This window comes from Pseudoalteromonas sp. OOF1S-7, assembly GCF_022347765.1.
Lineage (GTDB): Bacteria > Pseudomonadota > Gammaproteobacteria > Enterobacterales > Alteromonadaceae > Pseudoalteromonas.
The window spans coordinates 433,514-458,915 of sequence record NZ_JAKRFZ010000001.1 but is presented as its reverse complement, the minus strand read 5'-3'; the positions used below and the strand labels follow the sequence as shown (position 1 = coordinate 458,915).

Annotated in this window: 32 protein-coding genes; 13 read left to right on the top strand and 19 right to left on the bottom strand. The window is 49.8% G+C overall.

Annotated elements, in window-relative coordinates; genetic code table 11:
- The first annotated feature begins 112 nt into the window (after positions 1–112).
- Entirely contained in the window at positions 113–271 is a 159-nt protein-coding gene (locus MHN33_RS02085; protein ID WP_239394019.1) for a hypothetical protein, read from the top strand.
- Positions 272–309: 38 nt separating this feature from the next.
- On the opposite strand, the gene MHN33_RS02080 is transcribed toward MHN33_RS02085, so the two are convergent.
- Both MHN33_RS02080 and dsbB read right to left on the bottom strand, forming a co-directional pair.
- On the bottom strand, positions 310–612 hold the full coding sequence (locus tag MHN33_RS02080) for a hypothetical protein (RefSeq protein WP_239394017.1): 303 nt from the start codon (positions 610–612) through the stop codon (positions 310–312).
- A gap of 7 nt (positions 613–619) precedes the next feature.
- On the bottom strand, positions 620–1,132 hold the full coding sequence (gene dsbB, locus MHN33_RS02075) for a disulfide bond formation protein DsbB (RefSeq protein ID WP_239394015.1): 513 nt from the start codon (positions 1,130–1,132) through the stop codon (positions 620–622).
- A 174-nt stretch (positions 1,133–1,306) separates the two neighbouring features.
- On the opposite strand from dsbB, the gene MHN33_RS02070 reads away from it, so the two are divergent.
- Together MHN33_RS02070 and MHN33_RS24000 are read left to right on the top strand one after the other, a co-directional pair.
- Complete coding sequence (locus MHN33_RS02070) at positions 1,307–1,714, top strand: NUDIX hydrolase (protein WP_239394013.1); 408 nt, start codon at positions 1,307–1,309, stop codon at positions 1,712–1,714.
- A gap of 16 nt (positions 1,715–1,730) precedes the next feature.
- Positions 1,731–2,837, top strand: a complete 1,107-nt coding sequence (locus MHN33_RS24000; RefSeq protein ID WP_239394011.1) for an AraC family transcriptional regulator — start codon at positions 1,731–1,733, stop codon at positions 2,835–2,837.
- Here the strand turns inward: MHN33_RS24000 and MHN33_RS02060 are convergent.
- Together MHN33_RS02060 and MHN33_RS02055 are read right to left on the bottom strand one after the other, a co-directional pair.
- On the bottom strand, positions 2,786–3,958 hold the full coding sequence (locus tag MHN33_RS02060; protein WP_239394009.1) for a DUF418 domain-containing protein: 1,173 nt from the start codon (positions 3,956–3,958) through the stop codon (positions 2,786–2,788). The two genes, MHN33_RS24000 and MHN33_RS02060, sit on opposite strands and share 52 nt — an antisense overlap.
- A 153-nt stretch (positions 3,959–4,111) precedes the next feature.
- Entirely contained in the window at positions 4,112–4,516 is a 405-nt protein-coding gene (locus MHN33_RS02055; RefSeq protein ID WP_239394007.1) for a helix-turn-helix domain-containing protein, read from the bottom strand.
- A gap of 110 nt (positions 4,517–4,626) precedes the next feature.
- Between MHN33_RS02055 and MHN33_RS02050 the strand changes: the two genes are divergently transcribed.
- The 3 genes from MHN33_RS02050 (at position 4,627) to MHN33_RS02040 (ending at position 7,084) form a co-directional block, all read left to right on the top strand.
- Entirely contained in the window at positions 4,627–5,241 is a 615-nt protein-coding gene (locus MHN33_RS02050) for a class I SAM-dependent methyltransferase (RefSeq protein ID WP_239394005.1), read from the top strand.
- A gap of 211 nt (positions 5,242–5,452) precedes the next feature.
- Positions 5,453–6,166 carry a fatty acid metabolism transcriptional regulator FadR gene (fadR, locus tag MHN33_RS02045; protein ID WP_125779042.1) on the top strand — a complete coding sequence of 238 codons (714 nt, stop codon included), beginning with the start codon at positions 5,453–5,455 and terminating at the stop codon, positions 6,164–6,166.
- Between the two features lie 312 nt (positions 6,167–6,478).
- Entirely contained in the window at positions 6,479–7,084 is a 606-nt protein-coding gene (locus tag MHN33_RS02040) for a peroxiredoxin C (protein WP_010382361.1), read from the top strand.
- A 67-nt stretch (positions 7,085–7,151) separates the two neighbouring features.
- On the opposite strand, the gene MHN33_RS23810 is transcribed toward MHN33_RS02040, so the two are convergent.
- The 4 genes from MHN33_RS23810 to smrB form a co-directional block, all read right to left on the bottom strand.
- A complete protein-coding gene (locus tag MHN33_RS23810; protein WP_275442370.1) occupies positions 7,152–7,277 on the bottom strand; it encodes a hypothetical protein in 126 nt (41 codons plus the stop codon).
- 1 nt (position 7,278) lies between these two features.
- Complete coding sequence (locus tag MHN33_RS02035; RefSeq protein ID WP_239394003.1) at positions 7,279–7,566, bottom strand: hypothetical protein; 288 nt, start codon at positions 7,564–7,566, stop codon at positions 7,279–7,281.
- 193 nt (positions 7,567–7,759) lie between these two features.
- Positions 7,760–8,560: a response regulator gene (locus MHN33_RS02030; RefSeq protein WP_239394001.1), complete on the bottom strand. Its 801-nt coding sequence runs from the start codon at positions 8,558–8,560 to the stop codon at positions 7,760–7,762.
- Positions 8,561–8,781: 221 nt separating this feature from the next.
- Positions 8,782–9,336, bottom strand: a complete 555-nt coding sequence (gene smrB / locus MHN33_RS02025) for an endonuclease SmrB (protein ID WP_239393999.1) — start codon at positions 9,334–9,336, stop codon at positions 8,782–8,784.
- A gap of 85 nt (positions 9,337–9,421) precedes the next feature.
- Here smrB and prmB point away from each other — a divergent pair, with 85 nt between their 5' ends.
- Both prmB and aroC read left to right on the top strand, forming a co-directional pair.
- Positions 9,422–10,357: a 50S ribosomal protein L3 N(5)-glutamine methyltransferase gene (prmB, locus tag MHN33_RS02020; protein WP_239393997.1), complete on the top strand. Its 936-nt coding sequence runs from the start codon at positions 9,422–9,424 to the stop codon at positions 10,355–10,357.
- Between the two features lie 56 nt (positions 10,358–10,413).
- A complete protein-coding gene (aroC, locus tag MHN33_RS02015) occupies positions 10,414–11,514 on the top strand; it encodes a chorismate synthase (protein ID WP_239393987.1) in 1,101 nt (366 codons plus the stop codon).
- Positions 11,515–11,733: 219 nt separating this feature from the next.
- Here the strand turns inward: aroC and MHN33_RS02010 are convergent, their stop codons facing one another.
- The 8 genes from MHN33_RS02010 to MHN33_RS01975 form a co-directional block, all read right to left on the bottom strand.
- A complete protein-coding gene (locus MHN33_RS02010; RefSeq protein ID WP_239393977.1) occupies positions 11,734–12,345 on the bottom strand; it encodes a superoxide dismutase in 612 nt (203 codons plus the stop codon).
- A gap of 16 nt (positions 12,346–12,361) precedes the next feature.
- Positions 12,362–12,865 (bottom strand): hypothetical protein, encoded by a 504-nt coding sequence (locus MHN33_RS02005; protein WP_239393975.1) that lies wholly within the window; start codon positions 12,863–12,865, stop codon positions 12,362–12,364.
- A gap of 213 nt (positions 12,866–13,078) precedes the next feature.
- Positions 13,079–13,939 (bottom strand): glutathione-dependent disulfide-bond oxidoreductase, encoded by an 861-nt coding sequence (gene yghU / locus MHN33_RS02000; RefSeq protein ID WP_239393973.1) that lies wholly within the window; start codon positions 13,937–13,939, stop codon positions 13,079–13,081.
- A gap of 151 nt (positions 13,940–14,090) precedes the next feature.
- Positions 14,091–16,655: an Ig-like domain-containing protein gene (locus MHN33_RS01995; protein WP_239393963.1), complete on the bottom strand. Its 2,565-nt coding sequence runs from the start codon at positions 16,653–16,655 to the stop codon at positions 14,091–14,093.
- Between the two features lie 73 nt (positions 16,656–16,728).
- Complete coding sequence (locus MHN33_RS01990; RefSeq protein ID WP_239393953.1) at positions 16,729–17,568, bottom strand: mechanosensitive ion channel family protein; 840 nt, start codon at positions 17,566–17,568, stop codon at positions 16,729–16,731.
- 73 nt (positions 17,569–17,641) lie between these two features.
- On the bottom strand, positions 17,642–18,334 hold the full coding sequence (locus MHN33_RS01985; protein ID WP_239393951.1) for an LrgB family protein: 693 nt from the start codon (positions 18,332–18,334) through the stop codon (positions 17,642–17,644).
- On the bottom strand, positions 18,327–18,683 hold the full coding sequence (locus MHN33_RS01980; protein ID WP_239393949.1) for a CidA/LrgA family protein: 357 nt from the start codon (positions 18,681–18,683) through the stop codon (positions 18,327–18,329). Before MHN33_RS01980 ends, MHN33_RS01985 begins: the two co-directional genes overlap by 8 nt.
- A gap of 70 nt (positions 18,684–18,753) precedes the next feature.
- Positions 18,754–19,548, bottom strand: coding sequence for a crotonase/enoyl-CoA hydratase family protein (locus tag MHN33_RS01975; protein WP_239393930.1), 795 nt, complete (start codon positions 19,546–19,548; stop codon positions 18,754–18,756).
- 224 nt (positions 19,549–19,772) lie between these two features.
- Between MHN33_RS01975 and MHN33_RS01970 the strand changes: the two genes are divergently transcribed.
- Genes MHN33_RS01970 through MHN33_RS01960 form a run of 3 tightly spaced genes read left to right on the top strand, consistent with a single transcriptional unit; the run spans position 19,773 to position 21,386 of the window.
- Positions 19,773–20,090: a DUF440 family protein gene (locus tag MHN33_RS01970; RefSeq protein ID WP_239393928.1), complete on the top strand. Its 318-nt coding sequence runs from the start codon at positions 19,773–19,775 to the stop codon at positions 20,088–20,090.
- A 14-nt stretch (positions 20,091–20,104) separates the two neighbouring features.
- Positions 20,105–20,932, top strand: coding sequence for a DUF481 domain-containing protein (locus tag MHN33_RS01965; protein WP_239393926.1), 828 nt, complete (start codon positions 20,105–20,107; stop codon positions 20,930–20,932).
- A gap of 13 nt (positions 20,933–20,945) precedes the next feature.
- Positions 20,946–21,386, top strand: coding sequence for a hypothetical protein (locus MHN33_RS01960; protein WP_239393924.1), 441 nt, complete (start codon positions 20,946–20,948; stop codon positions 21,384–21,386).
- Positions 21,387–21,411: 25 nt separating this feature from the next.
- Here MHN33_RS01960 and MHN33_RS01955 read toward each other — a convergent pair whose 3' ends face one another.
- The gene (locus tag MHN33_RS01955) at positions 21,412–21,897 is read right to left on the bottom strand and encodes a peptidylprolyl isomerase (protein WP_239393923.1); all 486 of its coding nucleotides are present in this window, start codon (positions 21,895–21,897) and stop codon (positions 21,412–21,414) included.
- Between the two features lie 11 nt (positions 21,898–21,908).
- Entirely contained in the window at positions 21,909–22,826 is a 918-nt protein-coding gene (locus MHN33_RS01950; RefSeq protein WP_239393921.1) for a transcriptional regulator, read from the bottom strand.
- A gap of 161 nt (positions 22,827–22,987) precedes the next feature.
- Here MHN33_RS01950 and MHN33_RS01945 point away from each other — a divergent pair, with 161 nt between their 5' ends.
- Together MHN33_RS01945 and MHN33_RS01940 are read left to right on the top strand one after the other, a co-directional pair.
- Positions 22,988–23,239: a succinate dehydrogenase assembly factor 2 gene (locus MHN33_RS01945; RefSeq protein ID WP_239393919.1), complete on the top strand. Its 252-nt coding sequence runs from the start codon at positions 22,988–22,990 to the stop codon at positions 23,237–23,239.
- Positions 23,240–23,279: 40 nt separating this feature from the next.
- The gene (locus MHN33_RS01940) at positions 23,280–23,630 is read left to right on the top strand and encodes a protein YgfX (protein ID WP_343224794.1); all 351 of its coding nucleotides are present in this window, start codon (positions 23,280–23,282) and stop codon (positions 23,628–23,630) included.
- A 44-nt stretch (positions 23,631–23,674) separates the two neighbouring features.
- Here MHN33_RS01940 and nadB read toward each other — a convergent pair whose 3' ends face one another.
- Entirely contained in the window at positions 23,675–25,285 is a 1,611-nt protein-coding gene (nadB, locus tag MHN33_RS01935) for an L-aspartate oxidase (RefSeq protein ID WP_239393915.1), read from the bottom strand.
- Positions 25,286–25,402 lie beyond the last annotated feature (117 nt).

Genomic DNA, 25,402 nt, shown 5'->3' with positions numbered 1-25,402 from the left:
AGGTGTGTCGGCAGCATTATCTTGTAACAGTTGAGTGCTTTTTGTACTTGTTGCGGGTGGCAGATTTGTGATTTTATGTTTATGAAACAGTAACCAAGAAGGAAGCGAAGTCATGAAACTAGCGTTAAAAACCACTAAGCTAAAGCACCTCAATAAACAACATCAACAATTGGACAAAGCAAACACCCCACGGGTAGGAGGCGGATATACGACCATGCCATGGACGGCTTGGTGTGAAGAGTTAAGTAAGGGACCGGATTGCCGAGCTTAAAGCTGACGAGTAGATAAGTGGTGCAGTGCACCACTTTTTTATTGATTGGTTTTGCGAAACTCAACAATGGCCTGCTGCAAATAAGGCCGGGCAAACTGGATCTCAAGCGGCACGGTGAGCAGGGGATAAGCCAATCCGCATACGAGTAACACGGGTAGCAATATCCAGCCTTCGATAAATGCCAGCGCCATGAATAGCGGAGTTAACAGCATTAGCTTGGCGATATTAAGCATAATTTTTTGTGATGCAGGCAGCTGCGCCAACGCCTGCGCTTTAATACGTTGTTTATCACGCAGTGCAAAGTCATCCAGTTCGGCGAGTTTACTCAGTCTGAAAACCATTTACGTCTCATCTTTTAACAATAAATACGGCGGCAAAGGCGATAAAGCAGACGCTGTAAAGTGCGAAAATCACTTCCATCCAGCCTGGCATCGACAGACCCGCAAAATACCAGTCAATATTACCACAATCGCCGGTCGCCGCGAAGAAAGCCGGCAGCCATTCGTGTAAAGGCATAAAGCCTGGGAAGTTAGGCACAAAGTCGCAGGTAAAGGCAAATGGATCTGTGGTAGTTTGCATCGCAATATGCTCTTTTGCCAGCAACCAGCCCCAAATGGCAGCGACACCCCAGCAACCCATGGCAATGAGTCTTACAGGCAAACTGGTGGGTGAGGCCAGGCCAATCAAGCCAGCGGCCACAATACCCAGCACCGCAGTACGCTGATAAATACACATAATGCAGGGCTCAAGACCCATTGCATACTGGAAATATAGGGCGATGGCTTCCAGTGCGAAAGCAGAAAAAAACAATAACCCCCAGGCAAGTCGGGTACGAGAAAATTCAGCGAGTTTGTTCAACATAAGTGTTCCTTTTTTTGCCCGCTATTATGGCGTTGTCACTGCATCCGGGCAACTGGTTTCAGACTAGTCGTGCGGTTTGACTGCTGAATGTAATATTAGTTTCCGGAACAGACTTATTTCAGGTGGTAAATGTGTTATCTTCTGGGCAATTTAACAGTAAAGGAAAAATCAGCAATGCAGTCAGTTGTGCGTGTGGGCGTGGCCGTGGTCATAAAACGCCAGGGGAAACTTTTACTTGGCGAGCGAATTGGCGCACACGGGGCACATACCTGGGCAACGCCTGGTGGTCATCTTGAAGTGGGCGAAAGCATCGAGCAGTGTGCACGCCGGGAAGTGCGCGAAGAAACCGGGCTAGAACTGACACAACTAACCCGGCTTGAGTATACCAATGACATATTTGAGTCTGAAGGTAAGCATTACATCACCTTGTTTATGCTGGGGGAGTGCGAAAAAGGTGAGCCGCAGTTGCTGGAACCCAATAAATGTGTGCAGTGGCGCTGGTTTTCACCCAATGCCCTGCCGGCGCCGTTGTTTTTGTCGTTGCGCAATTTATTGGCGCAAAACCCCGCTGGACTTGACTGAAAAGCAGAGAGTATAAGTGCCATTTCACGATCTGATCCTGGTTAGCAGTGCGACAACCTGCTTGCTGTTCGTATTTTTATTGCTGTCTTTGTCACAGCAACAGCGCAAGAACAATCGCTATTTGCTGGGCTACTTATTGTTGATTGGTGTGGTGCAGCTGGTGGACATTACCAGTGCGCCTGATGACTCCTTACACCGGCTTATCGGGCCACTGGCAATGATGCTGGGTCCACTCTTTTATCTATATGTGACGTCACAGGCTCCCAGTCCAAAAGTCAGCCTGCGTCTGCGAATTTTACTGTTCTCTCCGGCCGCCCTGGTGATGCTGCATGTATTGCTGTTCAAAGGGCTGGGGCTTGCCACGCCAGTGTTCAGTCATCATATGGTCTTGCATTTTATTGCACCCGTGGAGCTGATATATGTGCTGGCTGCTTTGTCGCAATTACGGCAAACCACTCGTATGCTCAACCAGACAGCAGGTGGTTCAGCGCCTGCAAAACTGAGCTGGCTGAACTACTTATGCTATCTCAATCTGATCATATTGTTGCTGGAAATCAGCTACTATATTGCTCGCCAATTCGATGTGTTACCACCAATGAATAGCAGAGCATTGCTCAATACGGTATTGCAGCTGTTTTTACTCCTGCTGGCCTGGCATGTGATCCGCTCTCCAAAGGTTGTCTATACTGAACAGCAGCGTCAGGCCGTGCGTCAGAAATATCAAAAATCAGGCTTGACCCCCGCGCTGTCAGACTACTACGGGCGCAAACTGGAAGCCCTGATCCATGCCGAGCAACCTTATCTGGATAGTGAGCTGACCTTGTCGACATTGGCAGAGCAAGTCGGGCTCAACTCACATAACCTGTCGCAGCTACTCAATGAATACCTTGGGACTGGCTATCATGATTACATCAACCACTGGCGAGTTAAACATGCGACTGAGCTGCTGAAGAGTACGAGCCGCTCTGTCGAAGAGATTGCCTTTGACTCAGGGTTTGGCACCCGGGCCGCATTTTATACGGCATTTAAAAAAGAACACTTGTGCACTCCCGCAAAATGGCGGGCTGAATATCAGCGCCCCGACAGTCTTCGCCAGAGTAATTCAACGGGTCCGGATGGGTAGTGCATCAGCCACCGTTTTGAGAAGCCCAGCTGTATCATCCAGACTATGATGATCGTTAAAATTGCTTCCGCTGCTCCGGTCCTGGCGTAAAATCCCAGCCCGTAAAACCACACCGTGCATAACAGGCTTTGTAGCAAATAGTTGCTCAGCGCCATGCGCCCAGCCAGGCTCAGGTAGCCCCGCCAGTGACTCAGCCAGCCTCGCAGACTAATGTATGCCAGCAAAGCCATGTAACCACAGGCGCTGAGGACAGATCCCCAGTAGTTCCACAGTGAATGCTTAAAGAAGTAGTCCGGAAACAGCCACTGTTGCTGATAATTAACCCATAACCCTGCCAGCGACAAAGTTATTCCAGCCGGGGCAGCAAAGAGCGCAAAATAGCCATAACAGCGCCGTGAAAGATGGCCACTGATGAAGCCGAACCGATACAGAGCCAGGCCAATCAGCATCAGACCGGACACCCTGAATATGCCCCAGGCAGGAAAGGTTGACAGGTGAAACTCTCTTGCCAGTTGGGCTCGCATCGACAGTTGTGCAAACCAGCTGCCAGAAAAGGCATCCAGCTCTGCCTGGCTGATGCGGGCGGTATGGGCAAAATGCTGTGTTATCACGTCAAAAAGTATGGGCTCGGGCAGCTGTTTCAGGGCTGCAAATGTTGTCAGACTGTTATTGGATCCAACAGCCAATATCCCCAGCCCGCAAAGCAGCGTCAGCCCAGCCGGGGCGCGGACAAACAATAAAGGGATGACGCCACACACGGCGTAATACACCAGAATATCCCCATGCCAGATCAGGTACGCATGAACGAGGCCAAAAGCGAGCAGAATGAGTAATCGCCTGAAGTAGTAACCATAGGGAGATTGACCTGCCTGTAATCGCTTATCGCAGATCAGCGCGGTACTGGCACCAAACAGCATCGAAAAAATTGCCATAAATTTCTGATCGGCAAACAGGTATTGAATCTGCCACCAGATATGCCCCAGCGACGATTGAGTCGACAGCATCTGCGGCGAAAAATAAGCCGCATAAGGCTCAGAAAAGAGGCGGACATTCATCAGCAAAATGCCCAGTACGGCAGCGCCTCTGATGACGTCCAGCAAAGTATGTCGGGTTTGGTTCATATCAGGTTCCGGTTAAATATAAGAGAAGCCAGACGCTAACATACTGAGCCGGAGTATCTGGTTAATCTGACCGGAATTGACATGACTACACGCTCACAAGGCAAAGCTATAACAATCAAGTGATTGATAATAATGATTATAAATATTATCAGACTAGACTTTATGCTTAAGTGGCTTGAGGCGTTTTCCGGCCAGCTTCATCAGGCGCTGAAAAGTCGGGCAGGCGAGATGGTTGGGGGCCGGGCAGTGGGCGGCATGATGCAGACCATCGCGGATAGCCTGCATAGAGGCAATCTGCTTATCCAGCTCAGCAGTTTTTGCTATCAGCAATGCACGATCAATATCGATGCCCTGAGGTAGCAGCATCCGGCCAATCTCATCCAGAGACAGACCAACGTGACGGCCCAGGTTGATCAATGCCAGTTTCTCCAGCACTGAAGGGTCATAATAGCGGCGCAGGCCATGGCGTCCGGCACTGCGGATCAGCCCTTTTTGTTCATAGTATCTGAGGGTGGAAGGCTTGAGCCCGGAGGCCTTGGCGACATCAGCAATATCCATGTGTTTCTCTTTTATGTAAAAGTGAAGGCAAAGTGTGCCTGTCAGGGCTTGACCTAAAGTCGACTTTAAGTTGTAGCATGCTTTATATCACCTGACGAGAGGAGACTGTGATGAATTTTGATCCTATGTGGGATGTACGCTTTGCTGGGCCAGATTACGCGTATGGCACTGAACCAAATGATTTTTTAAAGGCTCAGGTTAAACAGCTGAAAGGTAAACGTGTGCTGAGTCTGGCAGAAGGAGAAGGGCGCAATGCCGTGTACCTGGCAAAGCTGGGCTTTGAGGTGACAGCGGTAGATGGCTCTGTCAAAGGGATAGAGAAGGCGCAAAAGCTGGCTCAGGCAGTCGGTGTAGAGGTGCAATTTATTCATGCAGATCTGGGCGAGTTTGAACTCGGCAGTCTATGTTGGGATAACATTATCGCTATTTTTGCGCCATTTCCCCGGCCTTTACGCGAAAAATTGCATCAAGGTGTAATCCAGGCCCTTAAGCCCGGTGGCATTTTTTTAACGGAAGCCTATGCGCCGGAGCAAATTCATTTTGGCACCGGGGGCGGCAGCGATGTGAGTACCATGCTGAGTGCGACTCAACTCGCCGAAGAGTTAAGTCCGCTGGAATGGAAACACTTGCAACAGCTGGAGCGTCAGGTGGTCGAGGGCCAGTATCATACAGGGCTTGCCGCCGTGGTTCAGGGGGTTGCGATCAAACCGCTCATCAAACCGTAAAAAAGTGACGATTTACTCTGTGGACAGTCCCTTTAATGGGGCTTTTCACGGCCTTTGTAGAATGCTGTTATAAGGTGGAACAGATATGCCTTGTTAGTTGCAAATCATCTGGTACAATCAGTGGATTATTGAGTTGCAGAAGCCTGTTGGTGTGCTACGCACTGAAGCACAGGCTTGTCGACGTACCTTATGTTGTCAAAAGTGGTGCTAAATGAGAATCTTTAAAGCCAAGAGCCCAGCAGGTTTTGCTGAGGAGTATATTGTTGAGTCGATTTGGAATGGCGAATTTCCTCCCGGCTCCATTTTACCAGCTGAGCGCGAGCTGTCAGAGCTTATTGGTGTGACTCGCACCACTTTGCGAGAAGTACTGCAGCGTCTTGCGCGTGATGGCTGGCTGACTATCCAGCATGGCAAACCGACCCGGGTAAACAATTTCTGGGAAACATCCGGTCTGAATATTCTGGAGACACTGGCCCGTCTGGATGAGGATAAGGTACCTGAGCTGACCGATCAGCTGCTGTCGGCACGCACCAATATCAGTGCGATTTACACCCGGGCTGCGATTAAGTTTAATCCTCAATCCGTGATTGATATTCTGTCTAAGCATGCAGAAGTGGCTGACACAGCGGAAGCCTTTGCCGAGTACGACTACCGTGTGCACCATCAACTGGCCAGTGCCGGTAACAATAAAATCTATGTGTTGATCCTCAACGGTTTTAAAGGCCTGTACTCCAAGATTGGTTGTCATTACTTCTCCGATCCGCGTACCCGTGAGCTGGCTCGCGAGTTTTACGCCGATCTGACAGCGCTGGCAGAAAAAGGTGATCATGACGGTGCCATTACACTGATGCGTCGCTACGGTCATCGTTCTGGTGAGATTTGGCAGCAGTTGCGTGGCGATATGCCGGACGACATTATGGACTAATCTGGATGATCCAGTGATGAAAAGCACCTCAGGGTGCTTTTTTTGTGTCTGTAAACACCTGTGATATTGGTTATTCACTGCGCCATCAATTTATTAGATGGCTGCTATCGGATAATTCGATTGTATCCTTTTGAAGGAACAGCATACACTGAGCGCCAAATAATACCATCTGGTATAGGGGTTGTTTTTTTATAAAACGCCTCAATAATAAGTGACAATTCGCAGTGATACAGAAAAGCGTTGTCTGAAATGGCATGTTGCTCTGTGTGATTGTGAGACTTTGGAACTCAAACTAACTATTTGGAGATAACAATGGGTGTATTAGTAGGCCGCAAGGCACCTGACTTTACAGCAGCTGCAGTTTTAGGTAACGGTGAAATCGTAGATGGTTACAATCTACATGAGCGTATCAAAGGTAAGAAAGCGGTTATTTTCTTCTACCCACTAGACTTCACTTTCGTTTGTCCTTCTGAGCTAATCGCATTTGACAAGCGTTACGAAGAATTCCAAAAGCGTGGTGTTGAAGTGATCGGTGTGTCTATCGATTCTCAGTTCTCTCACAACGCATGGCGTAACACGCCTGTAAACGAAGGCGGTATCGGTCCGGTTAAATATGACCTGGTTGCAGACGTGAAGCACGAAATCTGTCAGGCGTATGACGTTGAGCACCCAGAAGCAGGTGTTGCTTTCCGTGGTTCTTTCCTGATTGACTCTGAAGGTAACGTACGTCACCAGGTAGTAAACGATCTACCTCTTGGCCGCAACATCGACGAAATGCTGCGCATGGTTGACGCGCTGGCGTTCCACGAAGAGCACGGTGAAGTATGTCCAGCTGGTTGGACTGAAGGCAAAAAAGGTATGGACGCAAGCCCTGAAGGCGTTGCTAAGTTCCTGTCAGAAAACGAAGGCGACCTGTAAGCTCGGCTGAGTTGTTCTGACAAAAACCCGCCCTGTGCGGGTTTTTTTATACCCCGGTTTTGCCCTGTCATGATGTACGTCCCATTGACCATTTCTGATTGAGAAGTTTAATCAATTCAATTGAGCCATATGCCAGCATCAGGCTGATAACGGGTGTGGCCAGTAAGCTCAACAGTGTCATTTCATTCAGCATGTTATTGTCCTTTGTCCTGCGGTTGCCGGGCTACTTTTTGTTCCGGTGTTAAAGATTGGGTAAGCGCGGCTTTAGTGCTTCTTTTCAGCTCAATGAGGTTTGCTTTGATGGTCTGGCTGACGTGAGACTTAATCTCGCTGAGCACTTCTTGCGTTACAGAGCTGCTGGCACTGCTGGTAATACTGCTGGCATTGACACTGGCTGCGACACTGGTATTGCCCGCGGCGAGTGCGCTGGTGCTCAGGCCAAGTGTCAGGATAAGGATGCTAAGTTGAGTTGCCGTTTTCATTGTCTGGTTCCTTTTGGGTTAGTCACGATGACGTTAATGTGTTAGTCGTTCTAACTATTACAAAGGTTGTGCCAGCTTAAAGAAAATTTATACTGTATTGAAATATATAGACTTTTGTTTTTATTTTTAGACTGGTCAAAATTCACCTTGATGATTTTGACCAGTCTGAATAGCGGTTTTAGCCAACTATTGGCTAGTTTTGTTCAAGCAGTTGGTAGATCAACTGTTTTACGACCTGGGGCTCGAATGGTTTGTCGCACAAAGCATTCACACCAGACTGCGCGATATTAGCCAGATGTGTTTCATTGGCCTCAGAGGACACCATCAGGATAGGGACATGATTGTGCTCGTTAGAGTTACGAATGGCTTCGGCCAGCTCCTGACCGTTCACTTCTGGCATGTTGTAGTCGGTGATGATCAAATCAAACATGGTGTCTTGCAAAATAGACAGCGCTTGTGCACCATGTTCGGCTTCGCTGATTCGGGATGCGCCCAGGTTGTTGAGTACCCGGCGGATATGATTACGTGCCAGGCGTGAATCGTCTACGACCAGGATCCTGAGTTCCTGAATATCATACAAGTCCAGCTCTAACTCTTCCGGGGACAAAATATCCAGGGTTGCATTGAGGGCTTTGCCCAGGTGGGTTTTGTTAAAGGGCTTGGGCAGAATGGCTACGACGCCAGACTGTTTAAAGGCTTCCAGTTGTGGTCGGCGGGTTTCACTGGAGATCAGCATAAAGGGCAGCTGATGGTCCGCTAATGCCGTATGGATATGCTGCAATAACGTGAGTGCGTCACCATCAGGCAGATAGAGTGCACTGATCACTAAGTCGGGTTTGCTGCTATTTAGGCTCTCTATGGCGGCCGCAAGTGTGTCCACACACTCGATATTCTGGATCCCTTCTTCCTGAAGTTCGTTACTGATGATCCGTCTTTGGGTCTGGGACGGCTCCAGGAGTAAGATGCTCAAGTCTGAGCTTAAAAGTTCATTCATGGTTTGAGAGTAAATGTTGCAATAAAAATAGTCAGATTGACTGGCAATATAACGTATTTGTTACCATGTCGCTAGCTTGGTGATCTGAGTGTTAAATCAAGCTCACGGAGCGAGGTAATCAGGGGGGAGAGACTGTGGTAAGTAAAAGAAAAATCCTATCAGATTGTGTTGTTGGAAAATGTAACAGGACGATGCGCTTGAGCAATGGCCCTGTAATAAAACTAACGGCGAAATTCCATGCTCTGTGGTAGGTCTACCAGGATCAGTACGGCGCCTTTGCCACCATACTCCAGCGGTGCCTGGTGGATCGCCAGTATATCGGGATGCTGTACCAGGTACTGAGGCACTTTGTGCTTTAACACGCGCTCGCCAATGCCATGGACTACGCAGGCACAGGCCACGTGTTGCTTTTTACAGGCGTGGATCAAGGCCGCAAGTTCGTCTTTCGCGGTTTCCTTGTTCATACCGTGCATGTCAAGAATAAGCTCAGGCGCGTAATCACCGCGGCGAAGTTGTTTGGCCAGATATTTATCGGCACCCGGGCGAACATAATTGACGGTGCCATATGTGTCTATATCTGGTACGTATTCGTCCGAAAAATAGAACTCAGCCTGATGCTGTTTCTTTTGCTCGGCGATGACCTCACCCTTAAAGCGCGTCTGGCGTCTTACCTGTTGCACTGTGTCTTGCTTGAACTGGGTGGTGCCAGAAATCGCCTCACGAAACAGGGAGAAATCATCGGCTGGCAGTTGTGAGTTTGGTTTATCTGTGTTCATAGCAGTATTTTAAAGAAAAAAAGCGTAAAAACCTAGCGTAAAAACCGTTACAATGCCGCCATACAATTAGTAGTGAGAGCAACTCATGAGCGACTCTGTTATTTCTCAGGCGATGGCTGAAGAAGCCTATCGGGATTTAATCACCATCCAGGATTGGTTACGCTGGACTGCCAGCCAGTTTGCGGGTAATGGCGTGTTTTTTGGACACGGTACCGACAATCCGTGGGATGAGGCTGTCAGCCTGGTTTTGCCATTGCTTAACCTGCCTGTTGATGCGCCGAAGGAGCTAATTAGCGCACGCCTGACACACAGCGAAAAAGTCAGGCTGGTAGAATACCTTAGACTGCGTATCGACGAGCGCATTCCGGTTGCCTATCTGACCAACCAGGCTTGGTTCGCGGGACTGCCTTTTTATGTGGATGAGCGCGTACTCGTGCCACGCTCGCCCTTTGCTGAGCTGATTGAAACCCAGTTCAAGCCCTGGTTAAAGTCGCCGGAAAAAGTGACCCGGATCCTGGATATGTGTACGGGCTCTGGTTGTATTGCCATTGCGCTGGCCAAAGCGTTTGAACAGGCTCAGGTGGATGCGGTTGATATTTCGTTTGATGCGCTGGCGGTGGCCGAGATGAACATCCATGATCATCAGGTCCAGGAGCAGGTTTTTGCTATTCAGTCGGATGTGTTCAGCGGGGTGCCCGGACAGCAATATGATCTGATCGTGGCCAATCCACCTTATGTGGATGCAGAAGATATGGCGGATCTCCCTGAGGAGTTCCATCATGAACCTGAGCTGGGTCTGGCGTCGGGAGAAGATGGACTGGATGTTACACGCACTTTGCTACAGGAAGCCGCAGCGCACCTCACAGAAGAGGGGCTGCTATTTGTCGAGGTGGGTAATTCTATGGTACATATGGAAGCGCTTTATCCCGGTGCGCCATTTACCTGGCTGGAATTTGCACGCGGCGGGCTGGGCGTCTTTGTGATCAGTAAAAAACAATTGCTGGATTACTTTAACGACTAAGCGTTTTCCTGTGGTCAGGGAAGCGCAAAAGTGTTTTTTTGGAATGAGGAAAATCAATGGCAGGCAATAGCATAGGCCAGTTATTCAGGGTATCGACCTTTGGCGAAAGTCACGGCGTTGCGCTGGGTGGTGTGGTGGATGGTGTCCCGGCGGGACTGGAACTGGACGAAGCGGATCTCCAGGTCGACCTGGACAGGCGTAAACCCGGGCAAAGCCGTTATACAACTCAGCGTCGCGAGGGGGATGAAATTAAAATACTCTCTGGCGTGTTCGAGGGCAAAACCACCGGCACCAGTATTGGCTTATTAATCGAGAATACCGATCAGCGTTCTAAAGACTACAGTAAAATCCAGGACGTATTCCGTCCCGGCCACGGTGATTACAGCTACTGGCATAAATACGGACACCGCGACTATCGCGGCGGCGGACGCTCGTCAGCACGGGAAACCGCCATTCGTGTTGCTGCCGGTGGCATAGCGAAAAAATATCTCAAGCAAGTACATGGCATTGAGATCCATGCCTGCCTGTCGCAGTTGGGGCCAATTAAAGCCGAGCAGTTCGACTGGCAACAGGTCGAGCAGAACCCCTTTTTCTTTCCCGATGCCACTAAACTGGATGCGCTGGATGAGTATATGCGCGACCTGAAAAAGCAGGGAGATTCAGTCGGTGCAAAGGTAAAAGTGGTGGCTAAAGGCGTGCCTGTTGGTCTGGGCGAACCGGTATTTGACAGGCTGGACGCAGAGCTGGCGCACTCTTTAATGAGCATTAATGCGGTTAAAGGTGTTGAGATCGGTGACGGCTTTGAGGTGGTGGAGCAAAAAGGCTCAGAACACCGGGATGAACTGACACCCGAAGGCTTTACCAGCAATCATGCGGGTGGCGTGCTGGCCGGGATTTCGACTGGTCAGGATATCATTGCCTCGATAGCGCTTAAACCGACGTCGAGCATTACTATCCCGGGACAGAGCATCAACACCCAGAATGAATCGGTAGAGATGATCACCAAAGGTCGTCATGACCCATGTGTGGGGATCCGGGCTATCCCGATTGCCGAAGCGATGATGGCCATTACCCTGATGGATCATTTGCTCAGACAGCGTGGGCAGAACCCACATGTTAACTTGCAACATGGCCCAATTGCGGCGCAAAGACCTTAACTGCGCCGCCGGGAAAAAAGCCAGCGTTTTTTCGCTGGCTTTTTTGTTTATGCGGTTTATACCAATTTGCTTAATTAAGTGTTCTATTTTGAGACGAGAAAATAGGGTCGATAACCGGGCAAAAATTTTGATGTTTAGTCGTTCTAAATAAGAAATTTTTAACACAGTTAGCGTCCTATTTGATCCGTCAAATGGAACAAGTATTAAGTGAAATTGGTATTAATCAATGGCGGCGATAAAACGGCGTTCCACTTCCTGCCAGTTAATCACCTTGTAAAAGGCTTCAATGTACTCAGGCCTGCGATTTTGGTATTTCAGATAATAGGCGTGCTCCCATACATCAAGGCCCAAAATGGGCGTCAGGCCGTCCATCAATGGGCTGTCCTGATTCAGCGAGCTGGTAACCTGCAGACATTTTTGAGCATCAATGACCAGCCAGGCCCAGCCACTGCCAAAGCGACTGACTGCTGCCTGGGTAAACTGTGCTTTAAATGTATCAAAGTCGCCAAAATGTTTATCAATGGCATCAGACAGTGCTCCGTGGTGCAGCAGTCCGCCTTGTGGTGACATGATCTCCCAAAATAGGGAGTGGTTGTTGTGACCGCCGACGTGGTCGCGCACCGCACCACGTAAAGCGTCGGGTAAATTATGAATATTGGTCAGCAATTCTATACTGGATTGGTTTGCAAATTCGCTGCCCTCAAGCGCGGCATTGGCCTTATTTACGTAGGTCTGGTGGTGCAGGGTGTGGTGGATCTCCATGGTTTTACTGTCAATATGCGGCTCTAACGCATCATAGGCGTAAGGTAATTCGGGCAGTGTAAATGCCATACTTCTCTCCTTTGGATTAATGGTAATGGTGTGCTGAACGTGGGGTGTTGAGTACCGAGGTCGCCCAGCTCACCAGGTTTTTGTGTGCCTGGTGGTTAGCAATAAAGTGCATTAACTCTGTACGCGTTCTCATACCGTGGCGCATTGCAATGAATCCGACCTGGGGGTTCGCATGATCACCGAGCTGGACCAGCTGCTGGTGTACTGTTATGAGCTGCTCACAGGCTTTGTGTGGCAATGCCATGGCAAGGTAGCAGTCGGCCAGGTTATGGGCAGCTATGACGAGTGCTGGGCAGCAGTGCATCAGTGCCTCTTCCTGAAGTGGCTGGTCATACTGATGGGTAAAGTGGGCGATTAAATTGCTCACCAGATACAGGGCACATTGATAGTGATCTCTGGCGCGATAGAACGACTGACTTTCAAATGCACAGTTGCCCTCGGTCATTGCTTTTTGCCAGGGGGCGAGTGCATGTTCGTATTGTTCGGCTGTGCAATTTGGCGCGGCTTCGTATTGCAGCATAAATAGCTCCTCCTTTGATGGGCTGTGGATCTAAACCACATAATGGTCAATATGATTATAAGAACACAAATGCTAATAATTGTCATTTATATTTGATTTTTATATCTTGCAACTAATCGCTGAGCACCTGAAGTGCAGAAGGGGAAAGAAATAGAGTGGCTAAGTGTCTCTGAGAGTGAGAAAGTCAGCGCGTGTGGGACACGCGCTGTGTACTTAGGCCTTTAATGCCAGTACGGCGTCAATATCGGCTGCGCTGTGGCGTTCGCGCAGCTGCTCCCAGGGCTCACCAAAGGTGCGGTTTACTACCCGGCCACGTTGTACCGCGGGACGTGCGCTAACTTGCTCAGCCCAGCGCACCACGTGCTCATACTCGTGCACCTGTAAAAACTCGCCGGCATCGTATAGTTTGCCCAGTGCCAGGTTGCCATACCAGGGCCAGATGGCGATATCGGCAATAGTGTATTGTTCGCCTGCAACATAGGTGTTGTCTGCCAGGTGCTTGTTCAGCACATCCAGCTGACGTTTGGCTTCCATGGCAAAGCGATTGATAGGGTATTCCTGCTTTTCATCCGCATAAGCATAGAAGTGACCAAAACCACCACCAACAAATGGCGCTGAACCTTGTGCCCAGAACAACCAGTTAAAGGTGTTTGTTCTTGGTGAGCCGGATGAAGGTAATAAGTGACCAAACTTTTCGGCTAAATAAACCAGGATAGAAGCAGATTCGAAGACTTTGACCTCTGTTTCACCCGATTTATCGACCAGAGCGGGAATTTTTGAGTTTGGATTAACGTCAACAAAGCCAGAAGAAAACTGCTCGCCCTCACCAATATTGATCAGGTAAGCATCGTATTCAGCCTCGGTGACCCCAAGTGCCAGCAGCTCTTCCAGCATAATGGTGACCTTTTGCCCGTTTGGTGTCCCAAGCGAGTAAAGCTGCAAAGGGTGTGTGCCGACAGGGAGTGCCTGTTCATACCTGGCACCGGATTCCGGGCTATTAATATTGGCCCATTTGTTATCGCTACTGGGCTGATGTGTCCACACTTTGGGCGGCGTGTAGGGGGTGTTACTCATGTGATCTCCTTGAATATTATTGGCGCTAACCGGGTAAACCTCACCTTAGCGTTAATTATGCCGATCTGCCAGAGGCAAAATACCAAGAACAAAAACAAGCACGGGAGGAGGGTAACGGGCAGGAGGCCATCGTTACCCTGTAATCAGGTGCTTATCGACCCTGATTCATTTCAGTGAGCTTATTACCAATGGGTACGGAAAAGTTGTAGCCATCGAATTTATCCCAGTTGATTGACCAGGTCATTACACCGCCAAAAGCCGGATAAGGCTGGCTGGGTGCAATGGTGCCGCATTGTGTGCCTTTAGTCAGACAGTCCAGCGCCGCTATGATATTGGCAATCGGTGCCTGACCGGAATTAGCGGATTGCGGGCCGGATGGCAGGCCAATGGCGACCTGATCATCTCTGAGCGGCATAAAGCGGCTGCCATCGGCTAAGTCGAACCCTTCAATCAGCATTTTGGCGTGTGCCACCATCATATTGACAGAGCCTTCCGGTGCGCTGCCCGGTTCGTATGGGTTAGGCAGTCCGCCATTGTTATAGAGCTGGACATGCAGTAAATCCAGGGTGTCCCTGAGCTCGTTGATAAGCGGTATATACGCGCCCCAGATCCCGGAGTAGGCTATCATACCGCCATGTACATAAGGGTGTTCCGGCGCCATAGTGAGTACCATATCACCGCCCATATTCTGTTCAATTTGTTTGATTGCTCTGGGCAGGCGGGCTTGTATCTGAGAGCCGTGCAACAGGTTTGAGCCACTTTCAAGGTCGATATCCAGACCGTCAAATCCCCACTCCCGAATAATAGTAGTGAGGCTGCTGACAAAATTGGCTTCATCGGCATCGGTATTTAAGGTAATGGTGCCTTCGGCGCCACCCAGGCTGAGTACAAAAATTTTCCCCTGGGCCTGTAGTGCCTGCATATCGGTTTTGAATTTAGCGGGGTCAATGGGTGGGCAGTTAGAGCGAATGTCTTTCTCAAACGGTTTAAAGTGCACCGTACCGTTAGACGAACGATCGTTCTCAGCAAAGGCGATGTCGATGATGTCCCAGGCATCGGAGATCTGATCCAGTGGAATAGGGCAGCCAGCCGGATTAACAAAGTTATGCCAGTAGCCTATGAGTTTATGGGTCTTGCCAACCGGTGGGGCAATCACAGTGACAGTGGCGGCTGGGCTGTTTTCCGTATCTCCCGATGTGCTGGTCGCAGCTGCATAGATGCTGAGCTGCCCAACTGTTGCGGGTGCGTAATTAAACTCATAAGGCGCTTGTGTATCGCTAGCAACTTTTACCCCATTGGCATAAAAATCGACCATCGAGATCTGACCGCTGAGCGCCTGAGCATTGGCTTTGATAGTGATCGCACTACCCAGTACATATTGGGTACCCGAAGTTGGGGCGGTTAAATCAACCACCAAAGGCTGATCTGTCACTGTAACCTGGATTGATTGCTGGCTCTGGTTACTCTCGTTGTCAGTTGCAACGGCACTGAGTGTAACTGGCCCGGTGTTCGCCGGGATCCACTCAACAGTCAGTGCAGTTTGCGCGGTGCTGCCAAGTAAGGTTTGATCAGCATACAAGTCTAACTGCGAAATAGTCCCGTCAGCATCGGAAGCGCTGACCGCGATTTGTGTCGGCTGGTTAAGCAGCAAAGTGGCATTGTCGTTAGGCTGACTAAAGCTAACTTCGGGCGCGATCGCACAGATCCCTAAATCGCTCCAGGCGTCCTGCCAGTGCTGACCCTCACCGGGCTCATAGGCCCACGCAGCACTGGAGCTACACCAGCCCGCAATGTCGCAGCGGTATTTGCGATTATTATGCGCTACCAGTTCACCATTTTGATAGCTTTGCCCCGCGCGATAAGTGTTCAGGCCTGCACAGCCGCCTGAACTTGCAGCGTTTACCTGAATGATCACACTGGCTTCAGCGGTTGCGCCTTTGTCGTCTTGTGCAATGACTCTGAGCTGTTTACTGCCCGGGCTCACGGTGACAAAATCATGGCGAAAAGGCGGGGTGCTGAGCGTTGCCAGGCGTTGGGCATCACGCCATATTTCGACCTGCACAACCTGGCCATCAGTGTCAGTGGCCTGCACAGCAAGGCTAACGGTATCGCCAACTTTAAATGCCTGGTTGTTGGTTGGTGTATCTATGGTGAGAGCCGGGGGGACATTACCGCTGTCATCGCGCACTGTGATACTTGCCGTTGCGGGTGTACTCAGGTTCCCTTTGGCGTCTTTTGCAACTGCGCTCACCGTGTGCATGCCCAGCTGTGCGGACCAGGTAAGTTGATAGGGCGCCTGGCTGAGTATACCGACACTGATGTCATCGACAAAAAACTCAACCTGGGCAAGGTCGCCATCCTGATCGCTGGCGCTTGCCGAAAAAACAGCGTTGTCATTTTTGTTTACAATAGCGCCATCTGAGGGGCTTACCAAAGTAACCACAGGGGCATTGCCACTGGTGCATTGGCCAAGCTCTTGCCATACCTCATAGGTGCCCGAATTATTCGCAGGCAGGTCATTTTGACTATACCATTTGGCTTCATAGGCCACTGCCTGGGCGCGTACCTGATCCCCTTTGCGATAGACCGCAGAGCCAGACCACTCGGGCAGGGCGTGACAGTCATAACTGGACGAGCTGATTTGCGCCCAGCTGTGTGCTGCAGTGAGTTGCAGGCCGACGGCACAGCATAACTGCATTAATCTTCTTGTGTTCATAGATCACTCCGTTTTACATGTTGTATGTTTTGTAGACAAAACATTGACAGCATAGAGTGAAAAACGAACAGGATCAATCTGCTGAGGGTGGCTTCTCTTTGATAGTGATAACCCGTTGTGGAAACGGAATTTCAATGTTGGCTGTCTGGATAGCGGCATAAATAGCCCCGTTGATGGCCAGTTTATGTTCGATGATCTGAGTTGTAGGCACCCAGTATCGGTAGCTGATCACGACGGCGCTATCTGCAAAGGACTCTATCCCAACCTGTGCCTGTGGCGTGTCGGCCACTGCGTCATGGCGTGACAGGATATCATTAATAATTGCAATGGCCTGCTCGGCACTGGCACTATAGGCAATACCTATTTCGCCTTTAACCAGAGAGTGTGCAAAGGAGTTTTGCATAATTTCACCAATGATATGCTTGTTGGGAATGGTGATTTCGACTTTTTCTTCGTTAATCAAAATGGTGTGGCCCAGTTCAATACTCTTTACCTGACCGCAGACTCCTTTGACGGCTATGGTGTCGCCCACCACAAAAGGGCGAGTGGCAATAATGGCCAGCCCCGAGCCATAGTTAGATAACATGCCCTGAACCGCCAGGCCTGCACCCAGTGAGGCCGCACCAATTGCTGCCACAAAGGGGGTCACACTGATCCCTATTTTGCCGAGCGCTATGATGGTAAACATAATGATGATCAGGACTTTGACCACATTACTGATGAAGTTTGTCAGCGTGACGTCAATGTTGTGCTTGAGCATTAAGGTTTCGGTGGCTTTCGCGAGCCTTTTCGCCAGCCATAAGCCGAGGATCAGGATCACCAGCGCACCCAATAATTGCATGCTGTAAGTGACCAGGTAGTCCCGGATCAGCACGTAGTAATGCTCGATTTGTGCGATTTCTTGTTCTATCACAGTGTGCTCCTGCGTGGCTGTCACGGCAATTCGTGACAGCTTATCGGTTGATGATAAAGTGATTTCTCTCAGTCTAGCTGATTATGCCCTGTAACAGAGTAAAAAGCACCGGCACCCAGCTTGCGGTGATCACGGCACTGATTATCATCGCAGCGGAGGCAAAAGCACCCGCAGCAGGGTGATATTCCATGGCGGCGGCTGTGCCAATTGCATGACAGGCTACGCCCAGCGCAATCCCTTTGGCCTGGGGTTGAGTCACTCCGGCTAGACTGAGCAGTGACAAGCCAAAGACGCCGCCCAGCACGCCAATTAAAATCACCATGATGGCAGCGACCCCGGGCAAGCCATTTAGTGAATCAGTTACAATCAATGTGATCGGTGTGGTGACGGACAAAGCCATGAGTGATGCACTGAGTGCCGTAGATGCGCTAAACAGCTGACAGAGCAGAAAGGCCACCAGGGTTGCACTGGAGATCCCGACAAAGCTGCAGGCACAGATCAAGACAAGATAAGGTCTGATTGCATGGAGCTGCTGGTACAGCGGCAGGGCAAGGGCCACCACGGCAATCTCAAGGAAAAAGCTGACTGGTGTCGTTGCATTGCGATAGTCAATATAATCTATGCCACTTACTAGCAAAGTGGCGCTGATTATCACAATGCATAGCAATACGGGATTCAGCACAGGTGAGCGCCAGCGCTGATTCAGTCTTCTCATAACAAAAAATAACACCAGGGTGATTGAGCAGCCCAGCAACATATTAATCATAGTATCTGCCCTTGCTTGCCAGTTTTCCCGTGAGGAGCAGACCCAGTGCCGGTACCAGGATGAGCACACTCACCAGCAGCCAGGCGTTTTGACCAAGTATTTCCAGATAGCTAATCAACCCAACGCCGGCAGGGATAAAAAACACGGCCATATACTTTAAAATTGGCTTGCATGAGGGGAGTAAGTACTCGCTTTTTATGGTGCCGGTCTGGAGTAATATAAACAGCAGTACGAGTCCCAGTAACGGGGCTGGCAGACTCAGGGCAAAGGCAGCAGTGAACAACCTGGCCGCCCAGAGGCAGCCAATCAGAATCGCAAGAGATGCGATAAATCGCAGAGCAATCATCATAGTAGATACGTTTTCGATTAAGCCTGTGGTTATTCTGAGCACAATCTGTGTGCCTCACAATGCGACCTTATTACCATTTTCCGCGCGGACGATATGGCTTGGGCGTGTCAGACTGACGGCCATTGTACATTGCTGTGCGGGTATTTTTAGACAGCAGCAGCTTTATCTGAAACCAGGTTTCCTGCCATAACAACTTACGCTGTGACGGGTAGTAAGCGCTATTGTAAAGACACTTTATGGCTGCCAGCGCATCCGGTGAAACGCTCTCAAGTTGGGCAATTCGTTGCTGGATACTGACTAAGGGGTCGTCGCAGATCTCTGTAACCAGTCCCATTTCGTAGGCCTGTTCAGCAGTAATGCGTTGCGGATTCGAGGCGAGCCAGAGCGCCTGATCATGACGCATTATCCCAGGCAACATGATGCTGGTACTCATATCCGGACACAATCCCCAGCGGGCTTCCATGATGGCAAACTGAGCATCGGGTGACACAATGCGATAGTCAGCGCCCAGAGCAATATGCAAGCCACCACCCAGGCAATTGCCCCGCACCAGGGCAAAAACAGGCACTGGCAGGGCACGCCAGCCCAGTGAAACGCGTTGTACCAGGTTGGCTTTACCTGGTAGCCATTTGCCAAGCAGCGAGACGATATTGCGGGGTTTTTTCATAACGGCACTGACATCCAGACCCGCGCAAAAATGCGCCCCCTGACCCTGAAGTACCACAGCACGCAATTGTCGATCTCGCCTGAGTGTGTGGATGATGTTATCTAACTGCCTGAACATCTCGTAAGACAGTGCATTCTGCTTCTCTGGCCTGTTCAGGGTGACCCAGGCAATGCCATCAGTTGTCTCTAACTGGACCATGTCTTTTTCCTTTTCGCTCACTATTCTTATGCTTTTCTGTTTGCTGGGCTAGCATAGAGTATTTACTTTAATGGTGCCAGCAATGTCGATGGCACACTGAGCAGGTCAATTTACGGTTTTCATGCAATTGGGCGACAATTTTGTTAAAACTAACTAAAAGCCATAGCTTTGTAAATTTGCAATTTGCTACTATACCCCTCAATTTTGACAGACGAGGTGATGTAATGTCTGCACGTTTAAGTTCCATCGAAGAAGTATCTCAACAAGCCTATGATATTTTTCTTGAGCTCGCCGCTGATAACCTGACAGCCGAAGACGTTGAACTGTTCGACAGTCACAGTGAGGAGTTTGGATTTATCGAAGACAGTGTCCCCGATGACAGCTGGCAGTCAGTGGTCGCTTATGAACAAGAAGCAGAAGCGGAGCACTTCGTTCAGGTGATCGTAGGGCTGGAGCTCGCTCAGGGCGATACGGTTTTTGCCAAAATCCTGATAAGCCGCGACCTGGACGCGCCTTTTTGCCATATTATCTGGAAGCAGTAAGAGAAATCAGTGCAGTGAGACACGCCCTTTTTTTCCTTTACAGCACTGGACTGTTGCTCAGTGCTGAGGCCTTGGCCGTTGATCCATTCGAAGATTTTCATGAGTACGGTGAGTTGTCGGATGAAGAAATTCACGCTTTGCACGAGGGGGAGTTTTTATACGGTGACGTTGAATTTGGCGTTTTACTCAATCGGGGTAATACCAGCAATACCGCGTTTAAACTAAAAAGTAATCTCTATCAGGATTTTAAATATTGGCGCAATCAGTTTAAGCTCGATGGTGCGTATCGTCGGGAGGTGGATCCTGATACTAATATTGAAGATGAAACTGCTTCTCGTTACTTCATCTCGGCGCAGGGTAACTATAAAATAGGTCAGAAAAATACGTCCTTGTTTTTATATAGTGATTTTGAGCGAGATGAGTTCAATGGTCGTGAATACACTACCACGTTTGTTGTCGGCTATGGCAAGCGTGTTTTTGAAGGACGTAAGAACACCGTAGATTTAGATATTGGTCCCGGTTTGTCTCTATATCGGCGAGAGGATGAAATTGAACTAGAGCCGGGACAGGAAAGGGTTGAACGTGGTCACTTGCTGCGCGCAGCACTGCAGTGGGAGCGTACTGTATCAAAGCGTACCCGCTTCAATCAGGACATCAGCTATGAAAGATCTATGTCAGGTCTGGGTGCCCGGGTGTTTTCTGAAACGGCGCTGATTAGTCAGGTAATGGGTGGTGTTTCAATGAAAGTGGCTTACACCTACCGTTATCACTCTCAACCGGAAGAAGGCAAAGAGAAGGTGGATAGTGAGCTTGGTGTGACACTCGTATATAGTTTTAATTAAGGTGTGTAAGTGCATGTATAAAAAGACGCAATGGTCTTGGATAATTTGGGCGTTGCTGGGTTGGTTCGCCACGTTTGTTGCGATGGCAATCTATTTGTTAGGCCACAATGCGCTGTTATACGGATTTATTGGTATTCTGGCGTTGATAGGTTTCTTATTCTATGGGCTGACACTGGAAGTTGACCAGAAACGGCAGACTGTGAGCTGGTGGTTTGGTCCGGGTGTCCTGAAGAAAACGGTCAATGTAAATGAGTTGCAATCGTTCGCGGCAGTGACTAACTCATTTCGTCATGGTATTGGGGTGAAGATCACGCATGATGGCTGGGTGTACGCGGCACATGGTTTTAAAGCCATTGAGTTTGTGCTTGCAGATGGCACACAATATCGCATTGGTACGAACGATCAGGCGGGTGTACTTGCAGCCCTTGAGGACATAAAAAAAAGCGCCCAATAGGCGCTTTCTAGTGTTTATTTGTGGATTAGTGATGATGGCCACAGCCGCCTTCACTGTGCACATGACCATGCTCCAGCTCTTCGGATGTGGCTTCGCGCACTTCGAGAATTTCAACATCAAAATTTAACGTGATGCCGGCAAGCGGGTGGTTGCCATCAACGATAACATCATCACCTTCGATGCCGATCACAATCACGGTTTGCTCACCTTCGTCTGTGGTCGCACGAAACTGCATACCGACTTCCACTTCGATATCCTCGAACATGCTTTTAGGCACAGCCTGCATCAGATTATCATGACGTTCACCGTAGCCATTTTGTGGCTCTACAGAGACACTGAACTTGTCGCCAGCTTGTTTGCTCATCAAGGCTTCTTCCAGGCCCGAAATTAAATAACCCGTACCAACGATAAACTCAAGTGGCTCATCATCAAAAGTGTTGTCTATGCTGTTATCATCGTTGTCCAGTACAGCGTAGTGCATTTTTACAACGGTATTCGGGGCAATCTTCATAATATTTCCGCTTAATTGTCTTCTAAAGAATAGGGTAATGGCTGGATAGTCAGCTCAACGTCCGGGTGCATTTTGCCGCGCAACACGGATGTGTCAGTCAAATCATTGGCCATCACAGCCAACGCATAATAATCCTGATGTGTGCTGTCGTAGGCCTGATGGATCACTTTACCCGCCCGGCGCCAGTTGTCACCATCCAGTTGTATCTCAAGTTCAGATTCCTGCGGATGCGCTGCTGCCTGGCCCTTGAGAATATATAAGGCACGTTTATTTTTGCCCAAATAACGCATCCGGGCTACTGTTTCCTGACCAGTATAGCAGCCTTTTTTAAAGCTGATCGCGCCGAGTGCCTGCAGGTTAACCATTTGAGGAACATACTCGTCAATGCTGGATTCGCCGAGCTGTGGCTCGCCGGCCAGAATCGAAGCGGCCTCAAACGGGGTCGGATCTGTGTGCAAAGCCACGCCTTGTGGCAAGGTGTAGCCGTGCTCCACAATCAGCAGAAGTCGCTGGCTGTCCAGCAGCAGTGCCTTATTGTTGCCACCAAATGTACAAGCATTGGCCCCCTGAGCGAAGGTGAGCCCGATCTGCTCGCAGGTGCTCGTCATGTCATCGGTCAGAATACCAATCACCTGATGATGGGTGATCTCAATATCAACCTTGGCAAAGACGCCGTATTTTTTTAACTCACGGCAGGACGCGTCGGTTTCTGCCTGGGAGCCAAGTAGCAGATAGGAGTCGTTTAACTTACTCAGCCTGAGTGTTGCCCATAATTTGCCTTTGGGGCTGCAATGCCCGGCCCACAGGAAGCTATCATCCGTCAGCAGATTGAGATCCTGGGTGACCTGACCGTGCAGGTAACTCAACTTATCGGTGCCGCTTACAGAGATCAATTGTAAACTAAGAGGATATGCATTTGCTTGTGCCATCTTATTGATCCTTGTTGAAGAATTTTCCTAATATTACCGTAAATATCGCAGCTGAGATAGGCGCGAAAGCGAGGATTATTGTTTATTCACCCAGTTAACGCGCACCGCAGGATACGTTATAATCGCACTGACACAATAAAATTTAGGGGTATGTGGAAATTATGGCTGAGTTGTATTCGAAAGCCCGCACTAAATGGGCATGTCGCCGTGGCATGCTGGAGCTGGATATTTTACTGGAGCCGTTCGTTGACGACGCGTATGACCAGTTGTCTGATCAGGATAAACTCGTATTTCAACGTTTACTGGAAGTCGAAGATCCCGATTTATTTGCCTGGTTTATGGGCCATGAAGCCTGCCCTTATCCCGAGCTGGATGCAATGGTAAAATTCGTTCTTGACCGGGTCCGCGCTTAGTTTTTATTTCGAGCACAACACACCAGACCACAAAATCATCGTGGTCTTTTTTTGCTGCCTGGCTGTGACTCTGGTTGTTGCAGCCCCATCACTTTGGTGGTGGCATAGTGGCGCCTGCCTGTTGGCTTATTGCTTTGCCAGATACAAGGCCCGCAGATACTTTCTGCCGTCGGGGCAGCTCGGCGTCTTACCGGAGCAAGGCTTGGTGCTTGTATCGGCTTCGCAACAGCACTGGCAGGGGCAGTTGAAGGCAGCGAACCTGTATTTTCACAGCGCTTTACTAATGACGGTTAAGACAGATCAAGGCACCCGATATATCGGTGTGATGCGCCACGCGATGGCAGAACAATACTGGCGGCAACTGTGCCGCCAGGTATTGCAGATGACCTGAGGCAGGTCCATGTTGGTGTAACTGGGGCACCCGGCTCGAGTCACTTACCGCTTTATCTTGCTGGGCGTGAGCACCGTTGGCGCAGTGGTCTCAGCACTGTCTGGGTAGTCCAGCGTATAATGCAGTCCGCGACTCTCTTTTCTGGCCAGCGCGCTGCGAATGATCAGCTCTGCGACCTGCACCAGATTACGCAGTTCCAGCAGGTTATTGCTGACCCTAAAATGAGAATAATAATCCTGAATTTCCTGTTGCAATAATTCAACCCGACGCAGTGCCCGCTCTAGCCGTTTGGTTGAGCGTACTATGCCAACATAGTCCCACATAAACAGTCTGAGTTCATGCCAGTTGTGGGTGATCACCACCTCCTCATCTGAGTCACTGACCTGGCTTTCGTCCCATTCCGGCAGCTGTGGCGGCAATGGCTGAGTGTCAAGCTTGGCGAGAATGTCTCTGGCTGCGGCGTGAGCAAACACAATACACTCAAGTAATGAGTTACTGGCCATACGATTGGCACCATGAAGTCCGGTATACGCCACTTCGCCAATGGCGTACAAATTACTGATGTCAGTCAGACCATTAAAGTCCGTCATCACGCCGCCGCAAGTATAGTGGGCTGCCGGGACCACAGGGATCGGCTCTTTGGTGATATCCAGACCGACGCTCAGGCACTTGGCATAGATGGTCGGGAAGTGCTCGATAATGAAGTCTTTGTCCTTATGAGAAATGTCCAGATAGACACAATTGGCACCCAGACGTTTCATCTCGTAGTCGATGGCACGGGCAACCACATCACGCGGGGCTAACTCTTCCCTGTCATCAAAGTCCGGCATAAAGCGGGTGCCATCAGGGCGTCTCAACAAAGCGCCTTCGCCACGCATGGCTTCCGTGATCAAAAAGTTTTGCAGCTCCGGGTGGTACAGGCTGGTTGGATGAAATTGATTAAACTCCATGTTGGCCACGCGACAGCCGGCACGCCATGCCATCGCGATGCCATCACCACTGGATACATCCGGATTGGAGGTATAGAGGTACACTTTACTTGCGCCACCAGTTGCCAGTGCAACAAACTTAGCGGTCACGGTTTCCACCTGGTTGGCACGACGATTGTACACGTAAAGACCATGGACCACCTTTTGCCCTGAAGCGCCATGGGTGATCAGATCAATGGCGTTATACTGTTCCAGCAGTGAAATATTGGGGTGTTCCTGAACGCGGTCGATCAGTGTTGACTGGACTGCTTTACCTGTGGCATCGGCGGCATGGAGTATACGACGATGACTGTGTCCCCCTTCACGCGTCAGGTGAAAGCGTTCTCGTCCCTTACTATCGAATTCCATGTCGAATGGTACACCTTGCTCGATCAGCCATTTCAGGCACTGCTTGGCGTTGGAGGCGGTATAATGCACGGCTTCTCTGTCACACAGACCCGCACCCGCCGCCAGGGTGTCTTCAACGTGAGATTCTATACTGTCATTTTTCTTATCAAACACCGCAGCAATGCCGCCTTGTGCGTACAAGGTTGAGCCTTCACGCAGGTCGCCCTTACTGAGTACCGTGACGCGGCAGGTGTTTGCCAGTGACAGGGCCAGGCTTAGCCCGGCGGCGCCGCTGCCTACGATAATGACATCTGTTTGGTGTTGAACTTGTTCTTTCATGTTAGTGGGTCTTAGCTAATTAAACCTGATATTCTGCGTGTTGTGATAAATCTGCTATGCTTAGCGCAATGTTGCTGCCAGCAGTGCTATCCTACACCGAATACGTTTATGACGTGA